This window comes from Shewanella sp. ANA-3 (assembly GCF_000203935.1).
GTDB lineage: Bacteria > Pseudomonadota > Gammaproteobacteria > Enterobacterales > Shewanellaceae > Shewanella.
Window position 1 is genome coordinate 139,487 of sequence record NC_008573.1, and the last position, 18,344, is coordinate 157,830.

At 47.1% G+C, this 18,344-nt stretch carries 12 protein-coding genes; 7 read left to right on the forward strand and 5 right to left on the reverse strand.

From position 1 onward, the window contains the following. Window positions 1-2: 2 nt before the first annotated feature. The 4 genes from traD to mobI are packed head-to-tail and all read right to left on the reverse strand — an operon-like array spanning window position 3 to window position 5,915. On the reverse strand, window positions 3-1,877 hold the full coding sequence (traD, locus tag SHEWANA3_RS22310; protein ID WP_011711600.1) for a conjugative transfer system coupling protein TraD: 1,875 nt from the start codon (window positions 1,875-1,877) through the stop codon (window positions 3-5). Next, on the reverse strand, window positions 1,870-4,695 hold the full coding sequence (mobH, locus tag SHEWANA3_RS22315; RefSeq protein ID WP_011711601.1) for a MobH family relaxase: 2,826 nt from the start codon (window positions 4,693-4,695) through the stop codon (window positions 1,870-1,872). The genes traD and mobH overlap by 8 nt, the downstream gene beginning before the upstream one ends. Continuing rightward, on the reverse strand, window positions 4,695-5,414 hold the full coding sequence (locus SHEWANA3_RS22320) for a hypothetical protein (protein WP_011711602.1): 720 nt from the start codon (window positions 5,412-5,414) through the stop codon (window positions 4,695-4,697). Before SHEWANA3_RS22320 ends, mobH begins: the two co-directional genes overlap by 1 nt. Before the next feature lie 9 nt (window positions 5,415-5,423). After that, window positions 5,424-5,915: a conjugative transfer protein MobI(A/C) gene (gene mobI / locus SHEWANA3_RS22325; RefSeq protein ID WP_083848305.1), complete on the reverse strand. Its 492-nt coding sequence runs from the start codon at window positions 5,913-5,915 to the stop codon at window positions 5,424-5,426. Between the two features lie 655 nt (window positions 5,916-6,570). Here mobI and SHEWANA3_RS22330 point away from each other — a divergent pair. The 7 genes from SHEWANA3_RS22330 to SHEWANA3_RS22360 all read left to right on the forward strand — a co-directional run bounded on the left by SHEWANA3_RS22330 (window position 6,571) and on the right by SHEWANA3_RS22360 (window position 17,313). Next, complete coding sequence (locus SHEWANA3_RS22330; RefSeq protein ID WP_011711604.1) at window positions 6,571-7,638, forward strand: hypothetical protein; 1,068 nt, start codon at window positions 6,571-6,573, stop codon at window positions 7,636-7,638. Between the two features lie 8 nt (window positions 7,639-7,646). After that, window positions 7,647-7,934, forward strand: a complete 288-nt coding sequence (locus SHEWANA3_RS22335; RefSeq protein WP_011711605.1) for a hypothetical protein — start codon at window positions 7,647-7,649, stop codon at window positions 7,932-7,934. A gap of 98 nt (window positions 7,935-8,032) precedes the next feature. Then, entirely contained in the window at window positions 8,033-9,028 is a 996-nt protein-coding gene (gene traF / locus SHEWANA3_RS22340) for a conjugal transfer protein TraF (RefSeq protein WP_011711606.1), read from the forward strand. Beyond that, the gene (locus SHEWANA3_RS22345; RefSeq protein WP_011711607.1) at window positions 9,025-10,419 is read left to right on the forward strand and encodes a conjugal transfer protein TraH; all 1,395 of its coding nucleotides are present in this window, start codon (window positions 9,025-9,027) and stop codon (window positions 10,417-10,419) included. The genes traF and SHEWANA3_RS22345 overlap by 4 nt, the downstream gene beginning before the upstream one ends. A 3-nt stretch (window positions 10,420-10,422) precedes the next feature. Beyond that, window positions 10,423-15,753, forward strand: coding sequence for a conjugal transfer protein TraG N-terminal domain-containing protein (locus SHEWANA3_RS22350; RefSeq protein ID WP_011711608.1), 5,331 nt, complete (start codon window positions 10,423-10,425; stop codon window positions 15,751-15,753). 110 nt (window positions 15,754-15,863) lie between these two features. Then, complete coding sequence (locus SHEWANA3_RS22355; protein WP_011711609.1) at window positions 15,864-16,754, forward strand: hypothetical protein; 891 nt, start codon at window positions 15,864-15,866, stop codon at window positions 16,752-16,754. 13 nt (window positions 16,755-16,767) lie between these two features. Then, entirely contained in the window at window positions 16,768-17,313 is a 546-nt protein-coding gene (locus SHEWANA3_RS22360) for a hypothetical protein (protein WP_011711610.1), read from the forward strand. A gap of 87 nt (window positions 17,314-17,400) precedes the next feature. Here the strand turns inward: SHEWANA3_RS22360 and SHEWANA3_RS22365 are convergent, their stop codons facing one another. Continuing rightward, window positions 17,401-18,306: a hypothetical protein gene (locus SHEWANA3_RS22365; protein ID WP_011711611.1), complete on the reverse strand. Its 906-nt coding sequence runs from the start codon at window positions 18,304-18,306 to the stop codon at window positions 17,401-17,403. Window positions 18,307-18,344: the final 38 nt, after the last annotated feature.

Sequence of the window (18,344 nt, forward strand, 5' to 3'; positions counted from 1 at the left end):
CACTACAGTAAAATCGGAATACGACATTGATAGGTCTTACCGTTGGCCAGACGTGCGACGTACTGCAACTTAGGTAATTCCGACATCAATGAAAGAGGGTACGCTGGCTTGTCAGCTTCCATAATCCGCTCACCCACCGAGCCCGAGAAGTTATGGAGCTTACTGGTCGAATCGGTGTTAGAGCTTAACTGCCATTGCTTTGACTTAATTGGATACTCCGGGAGTAGCGCCGCAAATCGCTCCCTGGTGATATCATCTCGAGCTCGCAGACAGAACCAGTTAGCGGTTAAAGACAGGACCCGGCTCGCTACTGCTTCACCGGCTTTATCAATCAAATCGGGAACACCCTGCGTAGATAGGTGCAATTCAAAGCCTGCACCACGACCCATCGCTGCTAAGTTAATTAGGCCGTCGGAGAGTGCAGAGTGGATTTCGTCACCAAACACCGACACACGCACCCCTTTTCCGCCTTCGTAGTTGTAACGTGAAGCAGCTGCCGCGCAGGTATCCTCCATAATGAGTTTCGATGTAGCTGCTGAAATTGCAGGATTACCCGATGAATCGGTGGCGATGTACAACACGCCGCCCGTATCAATGAATTTCTTGATGTCGATAATAGGACGCTCGTCTTCCGTATCATTCGGGTCAGGGCTTAACATCTTGTCCAGCGGCGCAGCGGTTAACTGGGTTAACATCGGCTTGGTGGTCGCTAACATCTTACTTTGGTGAGATTGGTCGTGCGTTAAGAAACCAATAAAACTCGATACCGCGTCTTCACCTTTGTCGTCAGGGATTAACACCTGTTGGTAGCGCATGATTAAACCCTGTAGCAAACTGCCGCGGCCTTCCTCGGCAATTTGGGTCGCCATGTTCGCGTACCAATCTGGCCCGTAATGCATAGTCATAATCTTGCTTAAGGCTGCTAGGGCTAATTCGCTTTTGCGGTTTAGCATGTAATCAGCGACCATCTTGATTGATGGTCGCTTACCGATAAAACGTAATGCTTCAGCCGTGACGTAGAATGAGTCCCAGGCATAGGAGCGAAAACCCTCAGAGCTTCCTGAACCTTTTTCTAGGACGTTAGCTAAGCGCGATGCAATCTCGGTCGTCACTGTAAAGTTCACCAGTGGGTCGATACGCACCGACTGACTTGGCTCAGCAATGTTGAAGTAATAAAACGGGACGCCTAAACGCTTCGCTTCTGCGCGTAATCTGTTCTTCCAGTTTGGATCGTTCTTAGGGTCTAACACTAATACAGAGTTACCACGGTAAAGGGCGCCAACACTGTTAAGCGTTAACATCGTTGTTTTACCCGCACCTGGTAATCCGGTGTAGAAACTGTGAGACCAGAATAGCGACGCATCCAGCCACAAATCCTGCTCGTCACCACACCCCTGAATCCACGGCCGACCTTCTAATTTCTCGGTATCTGCTTCGACTTTCTTCAGTGCTCTTCGCACTGCCCAAGGCAAGAAACCCTTAGCGTGTTCTGGGCGTTTACCCACCAGCTGATAAGCTCGGTTTGCTTCGGTGATCGTCCACTCAAAGCCGCGACCAAAGAAGGCCTTATCCCTCTGGGTTTTGCTCAGCTCCCACAAAGCGCTAGATTCAATGAGGTATTGATAGTTATATACCAACTTAATCTGGCGACGTATTTGCGGTAAGGCTTCTTTTAAGCGCTTAACCGACATACCTGCTGTGGCCGCTATAACCGAAACTGCGACCATCGATACATCGTGTCCACTTACCCCGTGGTATACCCACGAGCCTGCCGTGAACAAGGAGGCTCCAGCCCAAGCATAACTGGATTGGATTTCATAAATCGGCCTATACATGTTCTCCATGAATAAGCCGTTAGTCTCGATGCTTTTACTCATGCTCTATTCCCACTGTCTCAAATACCATCCATGCAACTTGGTTACTGTCTGTCGCAATTGAGGCGTTGTCGCCTGCTGTGCGCTTGAGGCTAGTCGCCTCTTTTTTTGCTAACCCTACTTCTTGCTCGTAAGTGGTTAACGCGAAACTTTGGATTCGGATCACCCCAGGGCGGAGGTCTATACCGGACTTGCCTGCGCGAGCCATCGCCCAACCAATGAACACTTGCAACTCAGGCGGGTACTTGCTCTTTTCCTTCGGAGACTTGTTACCCGTGGCGACTTTTAGCTGTGAAAGTGTCGATACCTGCTCGGCAGGAGGGGTAAAGCTCGCAGACGTGGTGGCGGGCTCAACGGCAGTTTCAATGGCCGCTTCAGCGACGGGGACGGTAGGTTCCATGTCAGTCGTTAACATCGATTGCTCTTCCGGCGTAAACCATGGCAGCTCATTCTCCGGCGTGGCCAAAGACATCTCCCGCGCGTACTCGGACAACGGTGGAAGTTCGTCAGTCATTAATGAAGATAAATCTTGCTCCGGGACTTCTGCCATTAGGCTATGACAGCTTGATTCTGGTGGTACTTCGTTAGGCATTAACGGAGATAATTCTTGCTCCGGGACTTCTGTCTTCGGGCCATCTATCACATCTTTGATAGACGACTCCTGCGTGGGCAGGCTATTCGGCTCTGTAATGACTTCGGTGGTTAGGGCTTTATTCTTTTGCTTTCTAGCTTTGCGTTCATCGGCCTTAGCTTGAAGCTCAGTCAGCATGTCACCCACTGGCTTGGCAAGAACGTCGGCTAGCTTCAGCTGGTAGAACTTTTGTTTGTTAACGACATGAATAACTTTACGCGGCGCTTTAGGGTCTGGAATAAGTAACTTGTTATCCATCAAATCCTTCAGCACGGCGCCCTCGGCAAAACCAAGCCCTCTCATTTGCTGGTCAATTTCTTCGAATAGGCTGGCATTCAATGTCAGCACGTCACCATCCAGCTTTGCTCGGTGTAGTGTGTTGTTAGCCGTTAACAGGTATTCGATTAAAAGCTCAATACAGGTCTTTTCCTTCGACACTTCTACAGGCATTTCTTGAGCTATTGGCTCAGTTATCTCTACTGCCGCCTCCGCTGGCTCACTGACTATCGGAGTGTCATTCATGTTCTTAAACACGATACCCTTGGTGTCTGGCGCCGGAGCTCTGGTATTGGATTGTTCTGGCTCTACCTGAGTTTCGACTTGCGATTTCTCTGGCGCTGGCTCACTTGGCGTTGTTGCTGGTGCTGGTGCTGGTGCCGGAGTGTTGGTGCTCGCTCGAGCTGATTGCTTCTTCGGTTTCTTTGTCTGAGCCTTACTTTGATTTGTTTGCGACCCATTCTGCTGTACCGGTGCTACCGCAGGAGTAGGGGTTGGCGCAGGAGCGGGTTGGGTTGGTGCAGCCGTGTTGTTAGCCGGAGTTTGCGGGTCTGGCTCACGGGTATCTGTCAGGGTGATTAGCCCCGTATCGGCGTAATGGATTAACAGCGAATCGTCACGGGTTAATGAGATTTTTCCATGAATGCCGCGTTGCGGAATATCCTCGCCATAAACGATGCCTGCCCATTTTGGCTTAACGACTTTGATTGGCCCTGCCGTCCATTCTGGATTCGTAACAGGGTGCAAGTGGCCACTGGTGTAATCCTCAAACAGCGGTTCAAATAGCTGACGCTCTACCAGCATCTCAAGCATTTTTCCGACTTGCATTGGGACGTTAAAGCCATCTTCCTTGAGCGATGACATCACCTTGTTGAAACTTGCTGGGTAAGACACGTACACATCTTCGGCGCCCAGGCACCAAATATCGGCTTTCTCTTCGTTTACCTTCCAGCCGCGACGCATCATTTGTAAGCGCTTAATAAACGCTGCTTCCAGTGGCATCTTGCGAGCACCGGTTAATCTGTCCCATTGCCACATCATGTCTTTGTGGACGGAACGCGCTTCGCCTTTTTTTAGACTGTCTCGCAGTGAGTTATTAACTTCGATACTGCCTGATAAGGTTTCATAGATGGCGACCTGAAGGTCATCTTGAGTGCCAAACAAATACTGCTTAGCTGCCTTGGTCAGTACCGTGTTGAGCATGGATGATGCAAGCCCAATGTGCTTGCCGTGACGGTCTGCATAGTTCCACGTCACTTGATAACGGGATACTTGGTTGCGCCCTGACCAATCATAGATATTTTCGAGTTGTGGGTTCCAGACTGAATCATCGGCCTGCACGGTCATATCATGCAGCGCTTTACCGATGTCATGCACTAACCCGATTACCCACGCCGCATATTGCCAACGGATTTTCTTTCCGTGCAATTCGTCGGTAAATTTGGTCTCTCTAATATCAACCGACGCCATGTGACGCAGGGAGAACAGAGCCACCTCAAGACTGTGACGTGCTAAACCACCAACAGCTGCGTGATGATGGTTTTCTGAGGCTGGGAGTAAGTGAGCGTAAGAAAGGAAATTCGCTACCACATCCCTAACCAATGTCTGTGCGTTATAGACTTGATTGTATTCAGATAGGTTGGCAGGATTGAACGTGTCACGGTGAATATCAGTCAAACCCAGTTCACGAATCGACATATCGATTAGGTCATTATTGGATTTAATGATTCTCGCTTGATTCACGACTGCTACACCGTCAGCTACGGGAGGGTAGAAAGTCTCTGCCAACTCTTCGCTGACCGCTTTAGTTTCAATCCCACCAAAAGCCATCCGTACCGCATTCTTATCTGGGGTTTTGCCATCCAGTAAGAAGGATCGAACAGCCAAACTAACTAGCTTGGCTATTTTCTTCATTATGCGTTCACTACCAGGTTTCCGGAATCCTGCTCAATTTCTTCAGCCCCTGAGTCGTCATTGGCTGACTGGTCATCTGGATTGTTGCGGGTGATGGTTTGCATGATTTTGTTGTAAGCGTCTAACGAATAAATTCCGCCCTTACGGTCAGCTGAATCTGTAGCTACAGTTCTCATGCGACCAAAGAAACGAGTCATGGTGTTCATCGCAATGCCGCGACTATTGTTGCTGACTGACTCAGAAATCACGCCAGCTAACCAGAGGTTTTCAATAGCTGCGATAGATTCATCAATCTGGGAAATTACGTCGATTACACGCCAGTAGATTGGGTGCTCGATTTGGAACGTCACTCTGAACGATTCTGGTGTCACCACGTCAAAATCGGCATTGTTGCCAAGCGAGGTAGACAACTCATTGTTGTGGATTGTGTTGAGAAGGGTGCTGCGACGAACAGCTTCTTCTTGCTCAGCTACAAACCACGCATCTAAACGGTCACGGATTTCTTTGTTGTTAGACGTCAACACAAATAGACCAGCGATACGGGCAATGCTGTATTTGATATTCTGCTGACGAGCATCATTGCTAAACAGCTGCTGGATGGCGCTGCTCTTGAAATCCATTTCCTTCAGAATGAATTTACGCTGCTGAACTTGACGAACTGCAGATGGTTTCTGAGTACGCTTTGATGCAACTTGTGGGTTCTCGTTGGTCTGACTCATATAATCCTCCTAGGATTGTTTTCGCTCTATGCGACGTAGTTTGACTTTTGCTTCATGTAGACACTCAAGGGTTTCTCTCAACGGAGCCAATCGATTCTCTGTGTCTTCAATCATTCGCGCCTCCCACTCTGGGGATTTGCGGGTTAACTGGTCTAAGGTGTATCCGCGCTGGGTCGGTTTAACGTCATCGCCCCAAGACTTGCTGATGTTTCCAACTCGCCCTGGTCGATACCTCGTCCAGACCAAATACACCTTTTCGTTTTTTACAACGACCCGGGGGGCCATCTCACCGCCACTAAACTTCCCACCGTCATCACTGCGCAACTGACGGTTTGAAGATCTCCATTTCAGCCAGTAATCATCGACAATGACCTTTGCCTGAAACTGAGCGGCTTCAATCAACCCCTCTAGGCTTCTGATGGTATTCACCAACTGGAACCCTAATGCGGGTACGGGCTTCCCGTTCTCAGAGCTACCCGAAGTACCTGAGTAGTCATTCATTCATTTACCTACTGTTTGTTCGTCTTCAGTAATCCGTTTTCGGCCTACGGGGACAACTCATGCAGAAACCCAGTTCGTTGGCGAACTCGTGTCGCTCACTAATCGTCATTCTGCCAGTTGAGTTTGGGATAAATCCCAGGTGCCTCCGGTGTTGGCCATCCTTTGAAGATTTTCAGTTCGTTGGCCAACTCATGCTTTTCGCGTGATATACACACCGATTCATGGGCAAGCCCCCTGAGAAATCCTTTCTCACGTCTGCGATTCAGTTGGCCACTTCAGGTTTTTTCCCAGTTCGTGAGCCAACTTGCGCTTTCAGAGCGTTGATTTACTGATTTTGGAAGCCGTTAAAACTGCTTAATTTCGAAGAATCCAGAGTAGGAATTTCGCTACTAAGCCAGACTTAGTTGCACTTCAGTTCGTTAGCCATTTCATGTTTTGATTAATTCACTAGCGACATGTTATGGATAACAAAGTGCATAATATACACACAAAATAAATAATACACGAGCCAAATATATTGTGTATTATATGGATCCCAGATTGGTATTGGAATGGTAAGAATAATCTTCAAGAGCAAGCTGGAAAGGTTTTGGAAGCCTCTTAAAACCCTCTTAAAACCCCAGATTGGGGGTCATTTGGTGTGGAGTTGGTATTTATGAATAATCCCGTCATCATCACAGTCGATGTTGGCTATGGCACAACGACTTGTGTACACAAGGAATCGCTAGGCAATTACTCAGTGAAGACGTTCCCGTCCCTGCCTATTCCGATTAAATCGGATATTAATCTGGGTTTAGCAGGCGAGGAACGCGATGTAACAAACGTGGAAGTCGATGGAATCACCTATGAGGTTGGTTCAGACGTAGGGACCTCGGTCGGTTCGCGAAATGTTCGCGTTCTCAACACAGAATCGTTTATCACGAGTGACCGCTATAAAGCGTTATTGTTTGGCGCCCTGTCATTTTTAGGCAAATCAAATCACATCGATATAGATGTGTTAGTGCTTGGTCTGCCAGTGAGTGTCATGTTCAGGAAAGATGAACTCGCCAAGATTTATACCGGCACTCACCAAATCACACCGAGTCGCAAGGTCACCATTCGTCAGGTCTTGGTTTTTGAACAACCGCTTGGTGCGTTGATGTCATTTTTGCGCCAAGGCGGAAATGAACGCTTTGCCCAGTGCAAAGATAAAACCATGTTATCCATTGACCCAGGTTATATGACCACCGACTTCATTACGTCGAAAGGATTGAAGGTCAGTCCAAATCGTTCTGGTGATTCTGAAACTGGGATGTCCAAAGTGATTGGTGCAGTCGAAGTCGCGCTGCGCTCGCAACTCGAAGGTTTCAACATCAAACAGATTAACCCTGAGTTGATCGACCAAGCCTTTATCAGTGGTGAGCTTAAGCTGTACGGTAAAGCGATGAAATTCCCTAAGTGCGATCTATTTGATGTGACTAGCGCGATTCGGTCTGTTACTGACGAAGCATTAACAAGTGTCGTCAACAAAGTAGGTGATGGTCAGGACATTGACCTGATTATTGTCTCCGGTGGTGCCGCAGCGGTATACCTGCCTTCGATTCAGCGCGCATTCCCTTTCCACAAAATCGAAGTCGTTGATGACTCTCTGACAGCTGTTGCCCGTGGCTTGCAAACCGCAGGCGAGCAATTCATTCGTGGAGCCATAGCGCGAGGCGATTATCAAAAGTTAAAAGCAGTCTGAGGTGAGGGATGCCCAAAACAATCGAGAGACACATTCGGATTGCCGATGATACTCACCCGCTAATTTTCGCTCATTTAGATCAGTTTGGGCCAAAGGCACTGACCCGCGAGATGATGACCCTGATGGAATTTGGATTAATGGTGAGACAGCAGGGATTTAATCTAGGCACTGTGTTGGCGCCGAAGGTAGAAGTCGAAAGTGAAAGGGAGAAAGTGGAAGCAGATGCAGAACCTCGAAGTCCAATGGAAGATGACTTTGATATTAGTGATGATTTTTTTGTCGCCCGAGAAACGTGAAAAACAATAAATCAGCCGCCTGCAATTAAGGCGGCTTTTTTTCATCCAGTGAGGCGTGATATATTTAGCCTATAGAATATAAAAAGTGTGTTGGCGTAATGAAAGTAAATAAATTGATGGCTTTGATTTTTGCGGCTCTGGCTCTGCCAGTTGTGGCAGAAGATCCTGCAAATAGCAATGATGGTGGTAACTTCTATAAACAACGCGAAAAGGGCTGGTATTGGCACGAGTACATTCCTGAGCCCGAAGAAAAGGAAGAGGAAGAACCTATAGTGCCAACGCCATCTTCTGCACCAACTGAGACTGAAACGAGTAAAAATTCAGTAGAGGCCATGAGCGTTAAGTGGTTCCAAGAAAACTTGCCCAAGGCAAAGGAGTTGGCGCTTAACACTGGAAAACCAGAAGACGTTAAACGCTACCTTTACATCCAGCGTGCCGCAATAGATCGCGCCAACCAGTTTGCCGCTACTTATATTTCCGAACAAATGTTTGACCCTTACCTCGATGAAGGGTTACGCCGTCCTGAAAACGACGTGACGCTGCAAACTTTCAAAGGCGCTCAGTCTGAAAACCAATGGAAGTTAATTGAAGCCATCGGCAAGAAAGCCACCCTCATTTATTTCTACGGCTCTCAGTGTCCGTATTGCGCAAAGCAAACTCCCTACCTAATCCGTCTGGCAAAGGAATATGGATGGTCGATCATGCCCGTTTCTCTCGATGGCGGCACCGTTCCAAATGATGACTTTTTAGCATTAGGCGATTATCGAGTGGCGACTTCCGACATGGCGCAGCGCTTCGACGTCTTGGCGACACCAACACTGTATCTAACCAACAACACGGGTGATTACTTCCTGTTGGGTTCTGGGCTAATCGGCATGGATTCTCTCAGTGAAAGGATCATCGAACTCGCTAGCCGCGAGAAAATTATTAGCCAAGCAGAACTTAATAATGTGAAGCAGGTACGAGCTCTGTATATGACCGATGCAGAAGCCAAGGTTGACACGCAAAAAGTGTATGAAGACCCAGACTACCTCATTAACAAGATGCGGAATTTTATGCTCGGAAAACCTGATAGCGAGGGTGAACAAGAATGAAAAAGAAAGTTATAGTTGCTTTACTTTGTTGCCCGTTATCAGCGACAGCTGCAAGCGGGTTAAACAATTTATGGGATCAGATGTTGTCTGCCAGCTCCGGTGCAACTTCATATTCAGGCGCTAAACGTGACGGATTTTCTCTGGGGAGTGCGTCGGTACGGATTAAAACCACTAACGAAAAGATTGTGGCGGTTAGGGCTCCTTACCTTCAATCATCCTGCAAGGGGATCGACTTCTTCGGCGGCTCTCTGTCCATTATAAAACGTGAAGAGCTTGTTCAGATGGCAAGATCTATCGCCGCCGCCGCCCCGATGTACGCATTCCAATTAGCAATGGGAATGTTATGCCCGGACTGTAATGCAATTCTCGCAGACCTAGCGAAACGCCTCAATGCGTTAAATGATTTTATCAGCAAAGATTGCGAGGAATGGGCTGATCTGGCCGAGCAACAGTGGCCATCACTTCAGGTACAAAGTGACCGTAAAATGTGGAAAGCCTACAATGATTCGGCGGGTGCTTGGTTTGATTCATTCGCTTCATCGACGGTTGAGCGCAGTTCAATAGACTCCCACTCGAAAGCTGCACAGTTGACTCAGGCTGGCGACGAGATGCAGTTCAACTCGGTGTATGAAACCTTCATGCAGTCTGAAACTACCGTCCCAACCCTATCCTCAGACCGCCATGTCGTCGCTCAAATGTTAATGACTATTTTAGGGACTGAAATTTATAAATTCGACAGCACATTAACTGCATCGGCTTCAGCAGGAAGTGATGCGGTCAGTCAGTCATTTAGCCCACAAGTTTCATTGAAAGACTTGTATCAGCCTCAAGCGACTACATCAATGGCTGTAGCTAAACAAATGGTGGTCTGTGAGCAGGCCCAATTTGCCGATAGCAAGTGTCTATCGGCTAAGGTCGCGACTGTACCAATTAGCGATCCACGCTATTTGGATTCGTTCTATCGATTTTATGGTGATGCAATTTGTGGCTTAGTCGATTCTAACTTAGTCGGTTCGAGCATCATGGCCATCTATGCTCAGAAAGGAAATTATAGTGATTCTCAAGCACAGATCATGGCCAATATGAGAAGTGAATTTGAAGACATTATTAAACGAGCCTCAACAGTCAATGTCATCAATACAGGTAATTGTAAGTTTATCTCCGAAGCGATGGCCATAGATGCAACCCAGCAGTTGCTTGACGGACTACGAATTGCCGCGAGTAAGATGGCTTCGACTGATAAAGGTCAGCGCGGCGCGTTTTCATCAAAGTTGTTAGAGAAAATCGACGCGCTGAGCCTCGAAAGGGAAGAAATGGCCAACAGAAGACGTGAAATGGAGCAGGAACTATTAAGTCAGATCAACTTTAGTGCAAGTATGAGAGGTAAGTAATTCATGTTAACTATCTACTCTCTCGGTGACCTCGATTTATTGATAAAGATGGCGCAATCGGCGGAATTGGCATTCAGTGATGGCGGCATTGCAAATAGCAATCTTATTGCGATTGGATTGGGTATTACCCTGCTAGTGTCTGCTTTCAAGCAAATTTTTGCCCCTGATAAATTCCATGTAAAGGAGTTTTTCATCGCCTTGTTCACTTACATGTTTTTGTTCACCCCGAAGGTGGATTTTTACGTTGAGTCAGTCAGAACGGGCGAAGTGTCTCAGTCATTTACTTTGCCCTTTGGGATTGTGGCGCCAGCTGCATTAGCTACCATGATTGGTGGTGGTTTTGCTCAAGGGATGTCAGAAGCATATGCCAGTATAACACCTGATTATGACACCGAGCCAGGCACCAACATAGACCCTCTAAAAGCGTTACTTAAAGCCCGATTTGTCGGCACTTCTGAGGCAGATGCGAGTTATCGTTCTGTCGGTGAAAATTTGGGTGCGTACTTTAAAAACTGTTATTTCGAAGACATTCGGAACGGTAAAAATCCGACGGGACAGGCGGTACAGGAGGTAAATCACGACGAGAGTGTCACTGGGGCGTTTGACTTCACTAAATTAAAAGTCACCTCGGGAAGCTGGTATACGCCTTACTATGATGTTAACACCAAGTCATACACCAAAATTACCTGTACCGATGCTTATGCCAAGTTAGGCAATGATCTCTCTGACAGCAGTCCTTGGGCCGAAGAAATGAAGGGGAGAGCCGCCATAATGTATAACATGGCAGAAGAGTCTCAAGTTGAGAAAGTCTTCGAGTCCTTAACAGGGGATACTGCTAACCTCATAAATTTGTATCGAGCCAACTTTGTAAAAGCAATGATGGCCAAAGTTGGGGCTAGCTATGTAGAGTTAGAGCCCTCTGAACGATTGGCGTTTCAGCAAGAATTTGATGCGATTCAACAGCGTCACTTAAGCCAAGCAGCTCAGTCTTCATTTTTCTTGGAAACTGCCCCTGCACTTATCACTTGGTTTGAGTGTTTTATTTTCCTCATTGCTCCGCTGCTTCCGGTTTTCCTGACCTTCGGCTCCAAAGGGATCATGATGGCCGGAAAGCTCTATTCATTTCTACTCGCTGTGAACTTTTGGCCGATTATCCAAGTCGGCGTCAACATGTATACCAACCACTATTTCAATAAGCTGATGTGTTCTCTGCCAGGGAATGATTCGAGCTCGGTTCAGAACTGCATGATTGCGCCTAGCATGCGAAATTGGAGTATCGATTCTCTGGGGGGAATGGATAGCGCCTACACCACACTTGAGACTTTTGTATCTCAAGCGGCAATCATTCAAACGATGGTGCCAGCGCTGGCTATGATGATTGTCTTCGGCGGTGTGCATACTATGATGGGGGCAACACAAAAAGCCCAAATGGGCGCCAACATGGATGCCAAGGGCGTATCACCACAGACGGTCAATAGCGATGGTAAAACCGTTTCGTCAGGTGGTTATAGTCAGACAATGACATCGAATGGTGAGTGGATGGAAAGCCGTCAGGGTGCCGGAAATATGGCTGGGCTTAGTACGGGGGGGGCAACCTATAACGCTCTATCTGCAGGGGCAACTGCCCTTAGTAAAGCAATATCTGACGTTAGCAGTATTACACAATCGGATACAGCGGCAAGGCAAGCGGTTGGTGCTGCTAATGAAAGGTTAATCACTTCGGTAGGAACCGGAAATGTCTTCCAAAATGGCGCTCAAGCAGGGTTAGGGTATGAAGAAACTCTTGGTTTCGCAGCAACTTCTCTAATAGGAAAGGGAAGCGAACATGGATCTAGCGAAGTAAGAGCGAAAATATTGAACACCTTGGCGTCTATGAATGAAACGGAAGCCAATGAGTTTGCGACGAGTTTTGGGGTAGGACTGGCGCTTGGCCATAGCGGAAGTTCAAAAACAGAAAGCGCTAAAGGTATTAATCCGGTATCGACATTGCTTAGTACGCTTGGTGTTAATGCCAAAGCCGATGCTACATGGTCGCAAACACAATCCACAATTAGGTCTCAGCTTCAATCAGAGGGGGAAACCAACACAAGCACTTTAACGTCTGCAGAGAAAGAGAGCGTCGCCAAGGCATACCAAGAACAAAATACGGAGGCAAACCGCAAGACCTACAACTCAACTCAAGTAGATACGTCTTCTGCAGTTTATCAAGATGCAAAGTCTAGAGATGAAGCTGTATCACAGCAGCGAACCACAGGCGAACAATTGCAACAGGCAGAGGCTAGATCTCGTGAATTACGTGATGGTGTTACTTCGTCAGGTTCGGCTGGTAGTAGTGCGAACATTAAGTTTGGCGAGCTGATTTCTACCAATAATTCGGGATTATTTACTAAAACGGATACGTTACGCCAAATTGCTCAGAATGCCGCTGATGGCGCGATGCGAGGCAAATATGGAAACGATTGGGATGCTGCTACGAATGGCTTGGATACGCTCGACTTTATAAGCACAATGAGTGCTTTAGATGCTAAAGCCGCTGGTGCTGGGGCTGGGACAGCAGAAGAAGCCAAGTTGAATGCGATGAAACAGGACTATGCCGCTAATCAATCATTATATGACGTGGCTCGAGATAATAATGCTCTACAGGGGATTGTTAATAATTCGCAGACTCTTATGTCTGCGAATGGAAAACCAATTCCTCTCAATGATGTAGGCTCAATAGCTGACCGATCTGTCGGTATGTTATCGGATATAATGTCACGTACTCAATCAGACCCTATGATGGCTGACGCGGTTCGACATCTTACCGTAGGTTCGGCTATCGGATTTGCCGCTGTAAATGGAACGGAATCTGCCAACACGACAGCGATGGCTGTAGGTGACCGATTCACACAAATTGGTCAGTCACAAATATCGGATTACGACAAGCCAGCCCTAACGAGCGAGCAACAAAAGTTCAAGTCTGATCAAGAGGCAGGTATTGGAGCAACAGGTCAGCGCATTAACAAAGAAGGTCAAAAGGTAGAAGATGAGGCAGCACAAAGAGCTAAGGACTTTAAGCCTTCTAAAGAGGATTACGATAATCAACATCTAGAGTCGCCTGCAAAATGGACACCTGAACAGCAGCATAAACTTGATAAGTTAGACAGGAATATTGATGACCTTTGGAAGAAGTTGGAAGAAAGCCAAAAGGTCGGCGGAACCGCTGGTGTGAACAATATCATCGATACTTTGGGGCAAGAGCTTAAGTCGGGAACTTTTGGTGCGGTATCGCCAAAGGTTGTTGATGACGTTATGAAGGTGATGAAATCAGCTGCAGAGTCTCCAGCTGAATTGTCTAGGGTGCTAAATGATTTTGCGAATAGACAATCAAGTTATTACACCGGCGATCACGCATCTCAAGTGGCGCCAGTTATCGCTGCGATGGCTAACGCGGCCGATGGATTACTGGGTAAGGCCATTGACAGTGGTCAATTGAGCCCAAGCGAGAAGTCAGTATATCAAAATGCACAACAAGCCTTTGGTCGTGTGAACGAAGCGTATGCTAGTCAAGATATTGTAGATCGGCAATCCCATGCGGGTAATGCTGCGGCTCAAGTTATTTCGACGTTGGGCTCCGACAAGGATATGAAGACTCAAAAAGCTGTTGCTCTGGCATCAGTAATTGCGGCAGACGGTGATACTAAAAATCCATTACCAAGCGCTGAATTTAGTCGATTGCAAAGAGATGGCAATCCATCTAAAGACGAAGTGCTAGATATGAAACTCGTAACTGATCGTGCTCAAGATATTGTGACTCAAGCAATGGCACAAGAAGGGTTATCGGAGCCTGTGAGAGAAAGATTAGTTCAGACGCTTCAAGGCTTACAGGACTTTGATCAGAAATTATCAACATCACGCAACTCGGACGCACATACAAGAACAGGTACAAGTTATGACCATGCAACTGACTATGACGATGCAACCAAAAATAGTCCGGTAATGAGTGGGCTAAGCTCAAGCGAACGGATTCATCTAATGGATGGATTCCACCGCATTGGTGAGGGAGAAGGTTCAACTCAATCTAGGATGGAGAACACCCGATTTAACGGTCAAGGTGCGAACATGCAACTTGAGTCCATTGCCAATAAGATGTCGCCAGAAGATAAAGCAGCAATTTTAGGTTCTCTTCCAGATTCGGTAAGGGCGAATGTCGAGCGAGGTATGGAATTAACCGCAAGCAATTCATCGCCATCAAGTGAAAAATTTCCCATAGGTGAGACACAATTCCCATCAAGCCCAGTGGCTTCGGCTCAGGGTGATGCGGTGAGCCAACAAGGCGCAGCGCCTGCAACTACGGCTCAGGGTGATGCGGTGAGCCAGCAAGGCGCAGCCCCAGCGGCCACGGCTCAAGGTGACACGGTGAGCCAACAAGGCGCAGCGCCTGCAACTACGGCTCAGGGTGATGCGGTGAGCCAACAAGGCGCAGCCCCAGCGGCCACGGCTCAAGGTGACACGGTGAGCCAACAAGGCGCAGCGCCTGCAACTACGGCTCAGGGTGATGCGGTGAGCCAGCAAGGCGCAGCCCCAGCGGCCACGGCTCAAGGTGACACGGTGAGCCAACAAGGCGCAGCGCCTGCAACTACGGCTCAAGGTGACACGGTGAGCCAACATGGCGCAGCCCCAGCGGCCACGGCTCAAGGTGACACGGTGAGCCAACATGGCGCAGCGCCTGCAACTACGGCTCAGGGTGATGCGGTGAGCCAACAAGGCGCAGCGCCAGCGGCCACGGCTCAAGGTGACACGGTGAGCCAACAAGGCGCAGCGCCTGCAACTACGGCTCAGGGTGATGCGGTGAGCCAGCAAGGCGCAGCCCCAGCGGCCACGGCTCAAGGTGACACGGTGAGCCAACAAGGCGCAGCGCCTGCAACTACGGCTCAGGGTGATGCGGTGAGCCAACAAGGCGCAGCCCCAGCGGCCACGGCTCAAGGTGACACGGTGAGCCAACAAGGCGCAGCTCCAGCAAGTACGGCTCAGGGTGATGCGGTAAGTACAGCAAGTCCTGAAAGAAGTGAACCAGAGGTTCGTTATGTCGAAACTCCTGCCGAAAATTCTACGCAATCGGGAAGTACAGTTGTTGAGAACAATCCTTTCGCCTTCGATGGTAATCAAGCTGGATTCAATTTCTCTGTAATGGGCGGATTTGGGAACAACGTCCAACCCTCAAACGTGAGTTATAACAGTGTTGATTTGGTGGGTGGTGTTGCGGCCAGCGGTCACTCTGTCGCAGGTTCCAGTAGTAGCGGTGGACCATCTATGGACACTTCCAATAGCAACGTGCCAACGATGGAGCGTTGATTGATTGAGGTTTTAAATTCGGCGGTTTTTACCGCCGTTTTTTTTGGGAAATTTGTTGTTTTTGAATAGTGATGTAGCATGGATGGAAATGTAGTGGTAGGGGAAAAATTTTGAAGATATTTAGCCTATTAGTGGCAGCTTGTTTTAGTTCAGTCAGTATTGCCAATGCTGAAGAGATAACAGTTACAGAGTCAGCAACCGATTTATGGGGTGTGAGTTATTTAAGTGGTAAACCAGTGGGCCGCAAAATGTCACTCAACAATTTCAAGGCGGATCTAATTGACCGAGCGGCGAGAAAAGCAATTTACTCTAAATTAAACCCTACAGCACAACAGGGCGTATTGATCAGGTCATCATCTAATGACGAATCGGTATTGCATGAGGTCGTTACTGCAAGTTCTTATATGTATTCTGTAAATAGTGTTGAATTCGGCTATAACGTGTTGCCTGCAGGTATTGAGATTAAAGCAGATATAACCGTTAGCATTCGTCCTTATGACGAGTCCATGCTGTTAAAACAGTTGGAAACGGATGTTCATCTATCGTCGCAGAATAGGCGCCACTGGACACCGATTGATGGACGCTATTTGAAAGAAAAAGAAGATAGAATTTATGGCACTCCTAATAGTTTGTTTGTGATCACCGGCAATCATGAGAACACTATGCCCTCCGACTATCAGTTTGTGTCTACTGAAACCTTTTTGGATTATTGGGTCATACGATACAAAGTCATGCTCGCTGACGCTTACGGGCGCCGTGGGGTAAAGGGTTCCTTTTTAGGTACGGTAGATGATGTTAGCTCAAGGCCAGATAAGGTCTTTGATGCCGTACTGTCACATAAGCCTCAACAACAGATTAAATATCCTGACCAACAGATGATTAAAAGGATGGATGGAGCATTAATCTTAGTTGGTAAAAAGGTCGTATCTGTCAACAATTTGAAAAATACGCAAGTACCCATAGGTATGAGCGGAACAATTCAGGCAATGCCGTCGAAGTAGGGATGGATTTTATATGCAAAAAATTAGTGCCGCGCTGCTAATAATTACTATGTTGTTAACTAATACAGATGTCATTGCGGGTGAGTTTGATTATCGTGGTAATGGTGTGTCCAGGTTAATTGTTCATGGATTCGACGACGCCGATTCGCTTGCGCACACAGGAAGTATCAAATCGATTCAATATGCGCTTTACGATGCTTTGATGCAGTCAGGCCGCAAGATTGAAAAGCCTTGGGAAGTTGTGATGGTTTTGAATTTGTCCCCGTATGAAGTTACCGGGAGTGATTTAGCCTTTGAACAAGGAGTGATAGAAGGCCAGTCGGAGCCGATATTTAGAATTGTTGCCAGCAAAACAATAACAGTGAGAGGTGATGTGATTGATCGTGCTTATAAAAATGTTTTGAGGTTGGAGCAAAATCAGGAGTTTCAAAAGGCTTTTGACCAGTATTCTAAAGCGATGAATCATAAAAATGCGGGAGAGATGTCAAGGATCTTTATGAGTTTTGAGGCGCTTGATAAGCTGGGAATTTATCTTGAACACACGATTTCAAGTTATTGATATACAATCGTTTTAAAAATGGCTTTTCGAAGATTTTTGAAATTAAGATATAAAAAAGCTGGGAATGTCCCAGCTTTTTTTAGGAAATTAACCTTGAAGGAAGTTTGTCCAGCCTTTCCAAAGGTCTTTATAAACGCGATCTGGTGCAGACGGAATTTGAGTCGCTAGTTTGTTGCCACTGGCTTTCAATTCGCGATGTTTAGCTCTAAATTCCAACATACTGCTGCAATTCCACTTCTTAACTTCTTTACTAGCTTGGTTAAAAGTGACGTACTTTTGTCTTTTAGCAAGAAGGTCTTTGAACTTGACACCGAATAACATGGTCGGTGCTGCTGGCACAAAGTCAGGCAGTTGTTTATTTGCAGCCATTTCTAAAAATTGAGTTGAAGTGGTGATGTTATTTTCTTTAAACCATCTTTTCACTTTCTCAAGAGTACCTTTTTGGTGGTAATCATAAGGTTCTTCATTTCCTAGGAAATGGTTCCAAGATTGCCACATACCTTTTCTTGTATAGAAAGAACGAGGATCAGAAGGAATGTTTTTAGGTTTTTCATTCTTCTGGTGATACTCCACCCATTCGGCCATTGTTTTAATGCCAGATGCTTTGGCATATTCGGAAGATGTCTCATAACTAGCAAATACGCCGCCGCGACTATGAATGTCATCTTCTTCCGATTGCGGTATTACAGGTGCGTTAGGGTTCAACACCCCCCAACCTTGCCATAATCCTCTACGGCCATAGAATAATGATGGCGACACTGGTAGATATGGAGGGATTTCATTAGCCTCGACGTATCTAAGCCATTCTGCACGACTGGTAACTCCGAGATCTTTTATATACTCCACCCAATCTTCATAAGATAAAAACTGCACCCCTTTCCGTGAGGTTATCATCTTCTCCGAAGCAACTTGCTCTGGTTTTTTGATGTTATCCTTGGGTACGTGCGTTAGTGGTGCAGTAACCGGAAATTTAAGTACGTTGTTGCTATTCATGATGTTTTCTCGATTTTTTGACGGCTTCGCGCTGGCTA